Origin of the sequence: Brevundimonas lutea (genome assembly GCF_003704105.1) — a bacterium.
GTDB classification, from domain to species: Bacteria; Pseudomonadota; Alphaproteobacteria; order Caulobacterales; family Caulobacteraceae; genus Brevundimonas; species Brevundimonas lutea.
Genome location: NZ_QUOQ01000003.1, coordinates 465,820 through 478,673, shown reverse-complemented (window position 1 = coordinate 478,673; position 12,854 = coordinate 465,820). Strand labels below are relative to the sequence as shown.

Sequence of the window (12,854 nt, the reverse complement as noted above, 5' to 3'; positions counted from 1 at the left end):
GGTCAGCCGCTCGGCAGCAGGCCGTTGGCGAAGGTCCGATAGCGGCCGACGCGCACGCCCGCGGTAGCGCGGGCGATGTCCGGAGCGAAATAGTGGTCCGAGGCGTAGGGGGCGGCCGCCTCCCGAACGATGCTGAACACGCGTTCGAGGTCGGCCGAGCTTTTCAGGGGGCGGTGGAACTCCAGCCCTTGCGCGGCGGCCAGGAGCTCGATCCCGACCACCGTCGCCGTGTTCTCGGCCATGTCCAGCAGGCGGCGGGCGCCGTGGGTGGCCATGGAGACGTGGTCTTCCTGATTGGCGCTGGTCGGGACGGTGTCGATCACGCAGGGGTGGGCGACCATACGGTTCTCGGCGACCAGGGCGGCGGCCGTCACCTGGGCGATCATGAAGCCGGAGTTCAGGCCGGATTCGCGAACCAGGAAGGCGGGCAGGTCGCTCATCTTGGGGTCGACCAGGATCGAGGTCCGGCGCTCGGAGATATTGCCGATCTCGCAAAGGGCCATGGCGATCTGGTCGGCGGCGTAGGCCACCGGCTCGGCATGGAAATTGCCGCCCGAGACGACCTCGCCGTCTTCCAGGAAGACCAGCGGGTTGTCGGTGACGGCGTTGGCCTCGCGCTCCAGCATGGCGGCGGCATTGCGCAGGATGTCGAGGGTCGCGCCCATGACCTGGGGCTGGCAGCGCAGGGAGTAGGGGTCCTGAACCTTGGCGCAGTCGTCGCGGTGGCTGTCGCGGATGGCGGATCCGGCCATCAGGGCGCGCAGGCGGGCGGCCACGTCGACCTGGCCCGGCTGGCCGCGCAGGGCATGAATGCGGGCGTCGAACGGCGCGTCGGAGCCCTTGAGCGCATCCACCGACAAAGCCCCGGCGGCGATGGCGGCGGCGAAGGCATTCTCGGCCGCGAACAGGCCGGCGAGCGCCAGGGCGGTCGAGCACTGGGTGCCGTTGAGGAGGGCCAGGCCTTCCTTGGGGCCAAGGGTGAGAGGCTTGAGATCGACGCGGGCGAGCGCGGCCTCGGCGTCCATGACGCGATCACCCTGACGGGCCTCGCCGACGCCGATCAGGACGCAGGACAGATGGGCCAGCGGCGCCAGATCGCCCGAGGCGCCGACCGAACCCTTGGACGGAATGGCCGGCAGGATGTCGGCGTTGACCAGGGCGATCAGGGTCTGGAGCGTCTCGCGCCGGATGCCGGACGCGCCCTTGGACAGGGACGCGATCTTGAGCACCATCAACAGGCGCGTCACCTCCGGCGACAGCAGGGGGCCGACGCCGCAGGCGTGGCTGAGCACCAGGTTTTTCTGCAGGGTTTCAAGGTCTTGGGGCGCGATTGAGGTGTTGGCCAGCAGGCCGAAGCCGGTGTTGATGCCGTAGACGGTGCGTCCCTGCGCCACGATGTCGGCGACGATGGCCGCGCCCTGGTCGACATCGGCCCAGGCGGCCTCGGTCAGGGCGACGGCGCAGGGGCCGTCGAGCACCGCGCGAAGCTGGGCGAGGGTGAGGGGCGACTGGCCGATGGTGAGGGTCATTGGGATTTCCGCGAAGAATGCGCCAAGTCAGCCGGCGCGCGTCTGGCGATCCAGAGACCGAACAGGGCCGCGATGGGGAACATCAGCACGCCGTAGATGGCGGCGGGAAGGGACATATCCGGTCGTCCCAGAACGCCCTGGGCGATGACGATGGCCAGGGTAGCGTTGTGGATGCCGACCTCGAAGGCGCTGGCGATGGCCTGGGGCTTCTCGATGCGTGCGAAGCGCGGGACGATGTAGCCGACGGTCAGACTAACGATGCAGAAGGCCGTGGTGATGCCGCCCAGCAGCAGGAAGTTGGACGCGAACAGGTCAAAGCTGCTGGCCAATGAGCCAACGATCACCAGTACCAGAATGAGCACCGAGGCGATGCGGACGGGCTTGTCCATGGCGCGGGCGAAGTCGGGTTTCCACGCGCGAACGGTCATGCCGAGGGCGACCGGGACGAGGACGATCAGGAAGACCTCCAGCGTCTTGGCGAACTGCAGGCCGACGCTGAGGTCGCCCGGCTGGAAATATGCGATGGCCAGGTTGGTGATGATCGGAAGGGTGATGACGGCGATGACCGAATTGATCGCCGTCAGCGAGATGTTCAGGGCCACGTCGCCGCGGAACAGATGGCTGTAGAGATTGGCCGTGGTGCCGCCCGGCGAGGCCGCCAGCAGCATCATCCCGACCGCCAGGATCGGCGGGAGATCGAAGAGCAGCACCAGGCCGAAGCATACGGCCGGCAGCACCAGCAGCTGGCAGGCGAGGGCGACGGCCGCCGCCTTGGGCTGCTTGCCCACGCGCACGAAGTCCGCGGGCGTCAGGTCCAGCCCGAGGCCGTACATGATGATCCCGAGTGCGAGCGGCAGGGCGACGGCGGCGAATTCCATGCGCGGTCAGGCCAGGCTGGGAAGGTTGAGGCCGTTTTCGCGCGCCGCGTCCCGCGCGATGTCGTAGCCGGCGTCGGCGTGGCGCATGACGCCGGTGGCGGGGTCGTTCCAGAGGACGCGCTTCAGCCGGTTGGCGGCCTCCGGCGTGCCGTCGGCGACGATGACGACGCCGGAGTGCTGGCTGTACCCCATGCCGACCCCGCCGCCGTGGTGCAGGGACACCCAGCTGGCGCCCGACGCGGTGTTCAACAGGGCGTTCAGCAGCGGCCAGTCCGACACGGCGTCCGAGCCATCCATCATGGCCTCGGTCTCGCGATTGGGGCTGGCGACCGAGCCAGAATCCAGATGGTCGCGGCCAATGACGATCGGCACCTTGAGCTCGCCCGAGGCCACCATGTCGTTCAACATCAGGCCGGCGCGGTGCCGGTCGCCCAGGCCGATCCAGCAGATGCGGGCGGGCAGACCCTGGAAGGCGATGCGCTCGCCGGCCATGTCGAGCCAGCGATGCAAGCCCTCGTTCTCGGGGAACAGCCGTTTCATCGCCGCGTCGGTTTTGGCGATGTCGTCCGGGTCGCCCGACAGGGCCGCCCAGCGGAACGGCCCGATGCCGCGACAGAACAGCGGGCGGATATAGGCGGGCACGAAGCCGGGGAAGTCGAAGGCGTTCCGGACGCCATTATCCAGCGCGACCTGGCGGATGTTGTTGCCATAGTCGGTGGTCGGCACGCCCATCGCCTGGAAGGCCAGCATGGCCTCGACGTGATCGACGATGGAGGCGGCCGCCGCCGACTTCACCGCCTCGGGGTCGGTGCGACGTCTGTCTTCCCATTCGGCGACGGTCCAGCTCTTGGGCAGATAGCCGTTGACCAGGTCGTGGGCGCTGGTCTGATCCGTCACCAGATCGGGGCGCACGTCGCGCCTGACCAGTTCGGGCAGCACCTCGGCGGCGTTGCCCAGCAGGCCCACGGAGACGGCCCGACCCTCGGCCCTGGCGCGCTCCAGAATGTCGAGCGCCTCGTCGAGACTATCGGCGCGTTCATCCAGATAGCGGGTGCGCAGGCGCATCTCGATCCGGCTGGCCTGGCATTCGACAGCCAGGCACGACGCGCCCGCCATGGTCGCGGCCAGAGGCTGGGCCCCGCCCATGCCGCCCAAACCCGCCGTCAGGATCCATCGCCCGGACCAGTCGCCGCCGTAATGCTGGCGACCCGCCTCCATGAAGGTCTCATAGGTGCCCTGAACGATGCCCTGGGTGCCGATGTAGATCCACGAGCCGGCCGTCATCTGGCCGTACATCATCAGGCCCTTCCGATCGAGCTCGGCAAAATGCTCCCAGGTCGCCCATCTGGGCACCAGGTTGGAGTTGGCGATCAGCACGCGCGGGGCGTCCGTGTGGGTGCGGAAGACGCCGACCGGCTTGCCCGATTGGACCAGCAGGGTCTGGTCCGGCTCCAGAGCCCGCAGTTCCTCGACGATCCGGTCGAAACTGGCCCAGTCGCGCGCCGCCTTGCCGATGCCGCCGTAGACGACCAGGTCCTCGGGTCGCTCGGCCACCTCGGGATCGAGATTGTTCATCAGCATGCGCAGGGCGGCCTCGGCCTGCCAGGTCTTGGCGGTCATTTCCGGGCCGCGCGGGCTGCGAATGACGCGAGTGTTCGACTGGGCTTTCGGATTCGTCATGGCCGGGGTTCTAGCGCCTTCCCGAGGCCGGAGAGAAGGCTAGGGTGCGGTGATGGCCCCCGCATCCGACTCACCGACGCCGCGTCTTCCGCTGGAGGCTTGGGGGCGACGGCTGCTGGCGGCGGCACAGGCGCGGGCGGATCGCAGCCAGGTCGGGCGCTGGGCCTTCGAGTTCCTGATGTTCGGGATCAAACAGGCCTGGGCCTGTCTGTTCGGCGGGCTGATGCTGGCGCTGCTGCTCGGCACCTTCCTGTTCTATCCGGATGGGTCACCGCTGGCCCGATACGATTTCTTGGTGATCGGCGCGGTGGCGATCCAGGCCGCAATGCTGCTGCTGAAGCTGGAGACCTGGGAGGAGGCGCGCGTCATCCTGGTCTTCCACATCGTCGGCACCATCATGGAACTGTTCAAGACGGCAGCCGGCAGCTGGATCTATCCCGAGCCCAGCCTCTTGAGGATCGGCGAGGTGCCGCTGTTCTCGGGCTTCATGTACGCGGCGGTGGGCAGCTACATCGCCCGGATTTGGCGGATTTTCGACATCCGCTTTTCACACTATCCGCCTGCTTGGATGACGGTTGTGCTGGCGACCGCCATCTATGTGAACTTCTTCGCCCACCACTGGATCTGGGATTTCCGCTGGCTGCTGTTCGCGGCGACGGCGCTGTTGTTCTGGCGGGCGCGGTTCCACTTCACCCCGGATCGCGAGCGGCGGTGGATGCCGGTGCTGCTGGGATTCCTGCTGGTGGCGCTGTTCATCTGGTTCGCCGAGAACCTGGGCACATTGTCGCGGGCGTGGATCTATCCGGACCAGGCCGATGGATGGTCGCCCGTGCCCCTGGCCAAGCTGGGGAGCTGGTTCCTGCTGATGATCATCAGCGTGGTTCTGGTGTCGCTGGTGCATCGTCCCGAGCCTGAGATGACGCCGAAGTAATCCGTCTGGCGCCGGTTTTCGTGGACCCGGGGCGATGCGTGGCTAGAATGTGGCCATGTTCGGGGAGGTAGGTTTCATGGGTTTCGTGGGTATCGCGCTGGTCGTCCTGGCCATCGTCGTCCTGTTTTCAACGATCAAGATCGTGCCGCAAGGCCGTGAATTCACAGTGGAACGGTTCGGGAAATACACCCGCACCCTGTCGCCCGGGATCAGCTTCCTGACGCCGTTCGTCGAGGGGGTGGGCAAGCGGATGAACATGATGGAGCAGGTCCTGGACGTGCCCCAGCAGGAGGTCATCACCAAGGACAACGCCATGGTGAAGGTCGACGCCATCGTCTTCATCCAGGTGATGAACGCCGCCGCGGCCGCCTATCGGGTGGACGAGCTAAACTACGCCATCACCCAGCTGTGCTCGACCAACCTGCGGACCGTGGTCGGTTCGATGGACCTGGATGAGGTGCTGTTCCAGCGCGACAACATCAATTCGCGCCTGTTGACGGTGATCGACGCCGCCACCGAGCCGTGGGGCGTCAAGGTCAACCGGATCGAGATCAAGGACCTGACCCCGCCGACGGACATCACCAACGCCATGGCCCGCCAGATGAAGGCCGAGCGCGAGCGTCGCGCGGTGATCACCGAGGCCGAGGGCGAGAAACAGGCCGCCATCGCCCGCGCCGAGGGCGCCAAACAGTCGGCGATCCTGGAGGCCGAAGGCCGCAAGGAAGCCGCCTTCCGCGACGCGGAGGCCCGCGAACGCGAGGCCGAGGCCGAGGCCCGCGCCACCGCCATGGTGTCCGAGGCGATCGCCCGCGGCGACGTCAACGCGATCAACTATTTCGTGGCGCAGAAGTACGTCGAGGCCTTCGCCGAACTGGCCCGCAACCCAACCCAGAAGACCGTCATCGTACCCGCCGAGCTGGGCGGACTGGTTGGCACCCTGGCCGGGTTGGGCGAACTGGTGGGTCTGGCCAAGGACCAGCAGATCGAACGCCGCGACAGCCGCTCCTCGCCGCCGGCGCCGTCCCGTCCCGTCCCGCCGCGCCGCCCGGCCGGCGGCGTCCCGCCCACGGAGTAGTCCCATGGAATGGGTCACCGATCTCTATGCTGCCCAGCCCTTCTGGATCTGGCTGGCCATCGCCGCTCTGATCCTGGCCGTCGAGGCGGCGATCGGCAGCGAGTGGCTGCTGTGGCCGGCCGTGGCGGCCGGGATCGTGGCGGTGCTGACCGCCATCGGCCTGCCGCTCGGGCTGGTCGGCGAACTGATCGTCTTCGCCATCCTGACCATCATCGGCACGGTGTTCGCCAGGCGGTTGGTCAAGCGGATCAACCCGACCGAGAGCGACATCAACGCCCGCGACAGCCGCCTGGTTGGCCAAAGGGCGACGGTGGTCCAGGCCTTCGTCGGCGGACAGGGACGCATCTTCATCTCGGGCGCGGAATGGGCGGCCGAATTGATGGACGGCGCCTCGGCCTCGCCCCTCGCTGGCGACGCCGTGGTCGTCGAGGACGCCTCGGGCACACGGCTGAAGGTGCGGCCGGTCTAGCGGCCTTCGTTTCGCGTCCGGGCGACGCTCTCGGCCAGGCCGATCAGGTCGAGGTTGAAGCCCGCGTCGGTCAGCTGTTGCTGCGCCTCAAGCGGATCCAGGTCGCGGACGCGGGCCTCGCGCTTGGCGCCCGTGTCGTTGGTTTCGTGGGTCAGGGCGACGAAGGCGTCCGCCTTGCCGTCGGTGATCGTCGGCACCCGCTCGTGATGCCGCAGGTGATAGTCTGAGACGCCGAAAAGGGTACGTGGCTTGCGGTCCTTGCGCGAGATGTGCGCGAGGCCCACCGCGATGTTGGGGCGGACGACAGGCTTGAGACCGTACAGGTCCGCCCCGTCCCCGACATCCAGTTGCCAGCCTTTGCAGAGCGACACCGAGTGACCGTTGAAGGGCGTGGTCACATAGCGCCGCACCCGGGCGATGTAGTCGATCGACACAGCATCGTCGTCGTCCAGACGAAACGTGGCGAAGGCGCTTTCCGTCGTCAGCAGGTCCAGGACCAGGGGATCGGCATCCGTCGTTCGGAAATCCGCTTCGTGGTGATAGCTGATCTGTAGCCAGGGACGCCGCTCCGCCAGGCCCCCAAGCCGCTGACGCCATGGAGCTTCCAGCCTTTCGGGAGCAAGCACCAGCACGGCGAAATCGGGATCCGTTTGAGCGTCCAGCGAGGGCAGGGTGACGTGTTGGAACAGCCGAAGTCGCTGGTCCAGTCGACGCGGATCAAGCACGCGACGCGCGAAGTCTTCGAATGACCGATCCTTGGCCAGAGCAAAGGGATTGCGCGCCGTCGACAGCACCGAAAAGCGGACAACTCCAACGATCGCAACCACGGCGCACCTGTCAGTTCGTCTTCGCTGTTCACCTCACCCCAAACGCGCGGCGAATCAACAGGAACACAGATGTCCCTCGGCTAGGTCATTGGGAGGCGGCGCCGGGACCTCCTTCAGGGTCGCCGGCGGCGGGTGTCGAGGTGGGACCACGCATCAATCCAGGAAGGTCGACCGTGAAACCCACACGATCCAGCGTCGCCTGGGCTTCGGCTGGACTGACGGCGAACTCAGACTTCAGGACGCGCTGACTGCCGGTGTCGTTGGTCGAGTGCGTCAGGGCGAGGTAGGCCGGGCTACGAGCGTCCGTGACCACCGGGGTTCGGTGATGCATTTTGACGTGACCGATGGTGACATCATAGAAGATGCGAGGCCTGCGCCGCCGAGCAACGTACGAAAGACCGACCGCAAGATTTGGATAGATCTTGTGTTTCAGTCGCACGTCTCGAGAGGCGTCGCCAATATCCAGAAGATATCCGTTGCATAGCGAGACGCCGAAGAATTCGAACTCCGGCTTCGTGAATCGACGAATCCGCTCGATGAAGTTGCGCGACACTGCGTCGTCGTCGTCGATGCGGAAGGTCGTGAAGGCATCCTTGGATGTGACCAGCTCATTGACGATGAGGGGCCGCAGCCCCTTCATCTTGAAGTCGGTCTCGTCAGCATAGACCAGGTGCAGATACGAACGGCTGGCCGCCAGTGCGTCAAGCCGGTCGCGGTAGGTCTGTGGCAGCAGTCGGGGCGCGACCAGAAGGATGGTGAAATCGCCTTGGGTTTGTGCGTCGAGCGAGGGGAGAGTGATATGCTCGAACAGCCGGAAACGGACGTCGAGGCGGGCGGGGTCGAGCACCTCGGCCGCCAGATCATCAAAGGATTTCCTCTGAGCGATCACAAAGGGGTTCTCGGTCGTTGAGAGGACCGAAAAACGCATGATGCCGACGATATCCGTCATAGGACCTTCCTCAGGCGGCCTGCACAGGGCGGGCTCGACTGATTGTGTGAGTTGTGGGGGGCCAGTCCGCGAACCGGCGCGCTTCCCGGCCATTGTCGGTCAAGCGCTGGACGGTTGACAAGGGAGCTCATGAAATCTCGACGACCCGTCACTAGCACGGTCTCATTGGGCAACCTCTTTCTGCGCTTTCTCGGCTTTGGGTGTCTGGCCTTCGGCGGACCCGTGGCGCAGATCGCCATGGTCCGGCGCGAATTGGTCGACCGTGAAGGCTGGATCTCTTCCGAGCGGTTCAACCGGCTGCTGGGCGTCATGCAGGTTCTGCCCGGGCCGGAGGCGCATGAGCTGTGCGTGCATCTGGGCGTGACGGCGCGCGGGCGGATCGGGGGATTGCTGGCGGGGCTGGGCTTCATGCTGCCGGGCTTCATCCTGATGATGGCGATGGCCTGGGCCTATGTGCGGTTCGATATCGCGGGATCGGCGGCGGCGCCGGCGCTGTGGGCCGTCCAGGCGGCGGCGCTGGCTCTGGTGGCCAAGGGGCTGTGGGGCATTGGCCGGCATGCGGTGCTGAGCCGGTTCGATCTGGGCCTGGCGGTCGTGGCGGCCGGGGCGACGGCCCTTGGCGCGCCGTTCTGGCTGGTGCTGCCGCTGGGCGGCGCGGCGGCGGCCTTGCGGCGCGGAAGCCGACCGGGCCTTGGATGGGTGGGACTGGCGGCCGTGGCGGCGTCGGCGCTCTGGGGTCTGGCTCCGGTGGGGCAGGGTGGCGGGTGGCTGCCGGGCTTCGGCGCAGCCGATCCCTGGGTGCTGTTGCTGGCAGGACTGAAGGCCGGCCTGCTCACCTTTGGGGGAGCCTACGCGGCGATCCCGTTTCTGCGGGATGACGCTGTTTCGGCGGGATGGATGCCGGAGGCGCGGTTCCTGGACGGCGTCGCCTTGGCCAGCATCCTGCCCGCGCCGCTGATCATTTTCGCGACCTTCGTGGGTTATGTGGCGGGGGGCTTCTGGGGCGGGGTGGCGATGACGGTCGGCGTCTTCCTGCCGGCCTTCGCTTTCTCGATGGTTCTGTACGATCGGCTGGAGGCCATCGTCGACCGGCCTGGCCTGCATGCTTTTCTCGAAGGCGTGACGGTGGCGGTGGTCGGGCTGATCGCGGTGACGCTGGTCGACCTGGCTCAGGCGGTTCTGGCGCCGTCGCGCCCGGTGCTGTTGCTGACCGCGATCACCATCGGCGCGCTTGGGGCCGTGTTGGCGCTGAAGGGGAAGTGGGCGCCGCCTGTGGTGATGGCGACCGCGGGGCTGATCGGCTGGGCGGCATCGGTGCTGTAGGCGTTGCGGCTTGCGTTCTCGGGGGGATTCGCCTATGTGCCGGCCCGCAATCACGCACGCAGGCGTGGCGCGGTCGGGGAGACATCCCGGTCGCTCCGTTCCGAGGGCTCCATCCACTTCCGGGTTGGGCCTTTTTCGTCTGCGGTGGCCTATCGGAAAAAGGACAAACGCAGATGGCCCTGCCTGAATTCTCCATGCGCACGCTGCTCGAAGCCGGCGCGCACTTCGGTCACCAGACCCACCGCTGGAACCCGAAGATGGACCGCTACATCTTCGGTTCGCGCTCGAACATCCACATCATCGACCTGTCGCAGACCCTGCCGCTGCTGCACCAGGCGCTGGTCGCCGTGCGCGACGTCGCCGCCAAGGGCGGTCGTGTCCTGTTCGTCGGCACCAAGCGTCAGGCGTCCGATCCGGTGGCCGAGGCCGCCCAGCGCTGCGCCCAGTACTACATGAACAACCGCTGGCTGGGCGGCACCCTGACCAACTGGCGCACCGTGTCCGGCTCGATCCAGCGCCTGCGCGAGCTGGAAGGCATCCTCGAGACCGGCGGCGAAGGCCGCAACAAGAAGGAACTGCTGACCCTGCAGCGCGAGAAGGACCGTCTGGAACTGTCCCTCGGCGGCATCAAGAGCATGGGCGGCATCCCCGACATCATGTTCGTGATCGACACCAACAAGGAAGCGATCGCGATCCAGGAAGCCCGGAAGCTGAACATTCCGATCGTGGCCATCCTGGACACCAACTCGGATCCGGACGGCATCACCTATCCGGTGCCGGGCAACGACGACGCCGCGCGCGCCATCCAGACCTACTGCGACCTGGTCGCCGACGCGGTGCTGGACGGTCTGGCCGCCGGCCAGTCGGCCTCGGGCGTCGACCTGGGCGCGTCGGAGAACCCGACCGAGCCCGCGCTGCGTGAAGCGACCCCGGCCGCCGAAGAAGCCGCTCCCGCCGGCACGGAAGGCGCCGCCGAGGAGCTGATGGCCAAGGAAGAGGCCCCCAAGAAGAAGGCCGCCGCCAAGGCTGAGAAGGCCGAGACGACCGAGGCCGCCGCTGAAGAGCAGCCTGCCGAGGAAGCTCCGGCCGCCGAGCCGGCGACCGCCGACGCCGAGGCCAAGGAAGCCACTTCCGAAGCCAACGATGCCGTCGAAACCGAGAAGGCCGCGGTCTAAGCCCGACCGGGCTTTCATCGCCGGCGAAATCGAATGCGGCCGGGCTGATCGCAGCCCGGCCGCACCCGCATAAGAGACGTTAGGAGACTACACATGGCCGAGATCACCGCCGCCCTCGTTAAGGAACTGCGCGAGCGTTCGGGCGTGGGCATGATGGACTGCAAGAAGGCCCTGCAAGAGACCAATGGCGACATCGACGCGGCCATTGACTGGCTGCGCGCCAAGGGCCTGTCCAAGGCCGCCAAGAAGGCCGACCGTGTCGCCGCCGAAGGCCTGGTCGCCGTGGCGTCGAAGGAAGTCGGCGCCGGCGAAGTCGGCGCGGCGATCGAGTTCAACGCCGAAACCGACTTCGTGGCGCGGAACGAGCTGTTCCAGACCGCCGCCAAGAAATTCGCCCAGCTGGGTCTGGAGCACGCCTCGGTCGAGGCGCTGCACGGCGCAGAGCTGGAATCCGGCAAGACCGTTCAGGACGAAGTGACCCAGCTGATCGCCACCGTCGGCGAGAACATGCAACTGCGCCGCGCCGCCCGTCTGTCGGTCGATGAAGGCGTGGTCGCCAGCTACGTTCACAACGCGGTGTCGCCGGGCGTCGGCCGCATCGGCGTGCTGGTCGCCCTGCACGGCGCCGGAGACAAGGCCAAGCTGCGCGAGCTGGGCCGCAAGATCGCCATGCACGTCGCCGCGACCTCGCCGCTGTCGCTGAACACCGACGACCTGGACCCGGCCGCCATCGAGAAGGAACGTCAGGTCCTGACCGAGAAGGCCAAGGAAGACGGCCGGCCCGAGAACATGATCGCCAAGATCGTCGACGGTCAGATCGCCAAGTTCCAGAAGGACGTGGTGCTGACCAAGCAGCCGTTCGTCATGAACCCGGACCAGACCATCGAGCAGCTGGTCGCCGACGAAGGCAAGGCCCTGGGCAACCCCGGCCTGCACATCGGTGGCTTCGTGCGTCTGGCTCTGGGTGAAGGCGTCGAGAAGGTTGAGGGCCCGGACCTGGCCAGTGAAGTCGCGGCCATGACGGCCGGTCAGTAAGCGTGATCCGGTCTCCCTCCCCCTCGGGGGAGGGAATGTCGCCGCGTCTAGCGGCGACGGGGTGGGGAGGGCCGATGATACGGCTCTGGCCTTTGATATTAGCGGGGCGCCCCCACCCGGTCGCTTCGCGACCGCCCTCCCCCAAGGGGGGGGAGATTCAGTCAGGCGCTCCGGCTTTGGCGGCCGGGGCGCCTTTGTTTATAAGGAGCGGCCGAATCCGCGCCGCCTGACCGGGAAGCCCCACGCATGACCGACGCCGCTCCTCAGTTCCGCTATCGGCGGGTGCTGCTCAAGGTCTCCGGCGAGGTGCTGATGGGCGATCAGGCCTACGGCATCGACATGAAGACCGTCGACGTCGTGGCCGCGGCGGTCGCCCAGGTGGCGCGCGAGGGCATAGAGATTTGCCTGGTCATCGGCGGGGGCAATATCTTCCGCGGGGTATCCAAGGCCGCCGGAGACATGGACCGCGCCTCGGCCGACTACATGGGCATGCTGGCCACCATCATGAACGCCCTGGCCATGCAGGCGGCGCTGGAGAAGATCGGCGTGGACACCCGGGTGCAGAGCGCCATTCCCATGGCCGCCATCGCCGAGCCCTATATCCGTCGGCGCGCGCTGCGCCATCTGGAGAAGGGCCGCGTGGTGATCTTCGCCGCCGGGGTGGGCGCGCCCTTCTTCACCACCGATTCCGGGGCCGCCCTGCGCGCCGCCGAGATGGGTTGCGACGCCCTGCTCAAGGGCACCAGCGTGGACGGGGTCTATTCGGCCGATCCCAAGAAGGATCCGGACGCTACCCGGTATGAGACCCTCAGCTATCGCGACGTGCTGGCCAACGACCTGAAGGTGATGGACGCCTCGGCGATCGCCCTGATGCGCGATTCCAAGATCCCGATCGTGGTGTTCTCGATCCGCGCCGAGGACTCGCTGCGGCGAACCTTGACGGGCGAAGGCACGTTCACCGTCATTCGCTGACTAAACTCCAA

At 67.1% G+C, this 12,854-nt stretch carries 11 protein-coding genes and 1 pseudogene; 7 read left to right on the top strand and 5 right to left on the bottom strand.

Going from position 1 to position 12,854, the window contains the following annotated elements; translation table 11 throughout:
- Positions 1-2 precede the first annotated feature (2 nt).
- From hutH to hutU, 3 genes are read right to left on the bottom strand one after another with little or no spacing between them, the layout of a single operon-like run.
- Positions 3-1,529, bottom strand: coding sequence for a histidine ammonia-lyase (gene hutH, locus EES48_RS06290; RefSeq protein ID WP_122465515.1), 1,527 nt, complete (start codon positions 1,527-1,529; stop codon positions 3-5).
- Positions 1,526-2,407 (bottom strand): bile acid:sodium symporter family protein, encoded by an 882-nt coding sequence (locus EES48_RS06285; RefSeq protein WP_122465514.1) that lies wholly within the window; start codon positions 2,405-2,407, stop codon positions 1,526-1,528. The genes hutH and EES48_RS06285 overlap by 4 nt, the downstream gene beginning before the upstream one ends.
- Positions 2,408-2,413: 6 nt before the next feature.
- Positions 2,414-4,087: a urocanate hydratase gene (gene hutU, locus EES48_RS06280; protein WP_122465513.1), complete on the bottom strand. Its 1,674-nt coding sequence runs from the start codon at positions 4,085-4,087 to the stop codon at positions 2,414-2,416.
- A 52-nt stretch (positions 4,088-4,139) separates the two neighbouring features.
- Between hutU and EES48_RS06275 the strand changes: the two genes are divergently transcribed.
- From EES48_RS06275 to EES48_RS06265, 3 genes are all read left to right on the top strand, one after another.
- Positions 4,140-5,018: a DUF817 domain-containing protein gene (locus tag EES48_RS06275; RefSeq protein WP_122465512.1), complete on the top strand. Its 879-nt coding sequence runs from the start codon at positions 4,140-4,142 to the stop codon at positions 5,016-5,018.
- A 76-nt stretch (positions 5,019-5,094) separates the two neighbouring features.
- A complete protein-coding gene (locus tag EES48_RS06270) occupies positions 5,095-6,093 on the top strand; it encodes an SPFH domain-containing protein (RefSeq protein WP_122465721.1) in 999 nt (332 codons plus the stop codon).
- Positions 6,094-6,097: 4 nt separating this feature from the next.
- The gene (locus EES48_RS06265) at positions 6,098-6,562 is read left to right on the top strand and encodes an NfeD family protein (RefSeq protein WP_122465511.1); all 465 of its coding nucleotides are present in this window, start codon (positions 6,098-6,100) and stop codon (positions 6,560-6,562) included.
- Here the strand turns inward: EES48_RS06265 and EES48_RS06260 are convergent.
- Together EES48_RS06260 and EES48_RS06255 are read right to left on the bottom strand one after the other, a co-directional pair.
- On the bottom strand, positions 6,559-7,389 hold the full coding sequence (locus EES48_RS06260) for a glycosyltransferase (protein ID WP_122465510.1): 831 nt from the start codon (positions 7,387-7,389) through the stop codon (positions 6,559-6,561). The genes EES48_RS06265 and EES48_RS06260 overlap by 4 nt on opposite strands.
- Before the next feature lie 85 nt (positions 7,390-7,474).
- Positions 7,475-8,338: a glycosyltransferase gene (locus EES48_RS06255; RefSeq protein WP_162998047.1), complete on the bottom strand. Its 864-nt coding sequence runs from the start codon at positions 8,336-8,338 to the stop codon at positions 7,475-7,477.
- A gap of 129 nt (positions 8,339-8,467) precedes the next feature.
- On the opposite strand from EES48_RS06255, the gene chrA reads away from it, so the two are divergent.
- The 4 genes and pseudogenes from chrA to pyrH all read left to right on the top strand — a co-directional run bounded on the left by chrA (position 8,468) and on the right by pyrH (position 12,843).
- Positions 8,468-9,661 (top strand): chromate efflux transporter, encoded by a 1,194-nt coding sequence (gene chrA / locus EES48_RS06250; RefSeq protein ID WP_122465508.1) that lies wholly within the window; start codon positions 8,468-8,470, stop codon positions 9,659-9,661.
- A gap of 173 nt (positions 9,662-9,834) precedes the next feature.
- Positions 9,835-10,629, top strand: a pseudogene (gene rpsB / locus EES48_RS06245) (30S ribosomal protein S2); the annotation flags it as partial.
- A 300-nt stretch (positions 10,630-10,929) separates the two neighbouring features.
- Complete coding sequence (gene tsf / locus EES48_RS06240; RefSeq protein ID WP_122465506.1) at positions 10,930-11,871, top strand: translation elongation factor Ts; 942 nt, start codon at positions 10,930-10,932, stop codon at positions 11,869-11,871.
- A gap of 246 nt (positions 11,872-12,117) precedes the next feature.
- On the top strand, positions 12,118-12,843 hold the full coding sequence (gene pyrH, locus EES48_RS06235) for a UMP kinase (RefSeq protein WP_122465505.1): 726 nt from the start codon (positions 12,118-12,120) through the stop codon (positions 12,841-12,843).
- Positions 12,844-12,854 lie beyond the last annotated feature (11 nt).

Coding starts and splice junctions, on each gene's coding strand:
- hutH (WP_122465515.1), bottom strand. CDS start 1,529: ATGACCCTCACCATCGGCCAGTCGCCCCTCACCCTCGCCCAGCTTCGC.
- EES48_RS06285 (WP_122465514.1), bottom strand. CDS start 2,407: ATGGAATTCGCCGCCGTCGCCCTGCCGCTCGCACTCGGGATCATCATG.
- hutU (WP_122465513.1), bottom strand. CDS start 4,087: ATGACGAATCCGAAAGCCCAGTCGAACACTCGCGTCATTCGCAGCCCG.
- EES48_RS06275 (WP_122465512.1), top strand. CDS start 4,140: ATGGCCCCCGCATCCGACTCACCGACGCCGCGTCTTCCGCTGGAGGCT.
- EES48_RS06270 (WP_122465721.1), top strand. CDS start 5,095: ATGGGTTTCGTGGGTATCGCGCTGGTCGTCCTGGCCATCGTCGTCCTG.
- EES48_RS06265 (WP_122465511.1), top strand. CDS start 6,098: ATGGAATGGGTCACCGATCTCTATGCTGCCCAGCCCTTCTGGATCTGG.
- EES48_RS06255 (WP_162998047.1), bottom strand. CDS start 8,338: ATGACGGATATCGTCGGCATCATGCGTTTTTCGGTCCTCTCAACGACC.
- chrA (WP_122465508.1), top strand. CDS start 8,468: ATGAAATCTCGACGACCCGTCACTAGCACGGTCTCATTGGGCAACCTC.
- tsf (WP_122465506.1), top strand. CDS start 10,930: ATGGCCGAGATCACCGCCGCCCTCGTTAAGGAACTGCGCGAGCGTTCG.
- pyrH (WP_122465505.1), top strand. CDS start 12,118: ATGACCGACGCCGCTCCTCAGTTCCGCTATCGGCGGGTGCTGCTCAAG.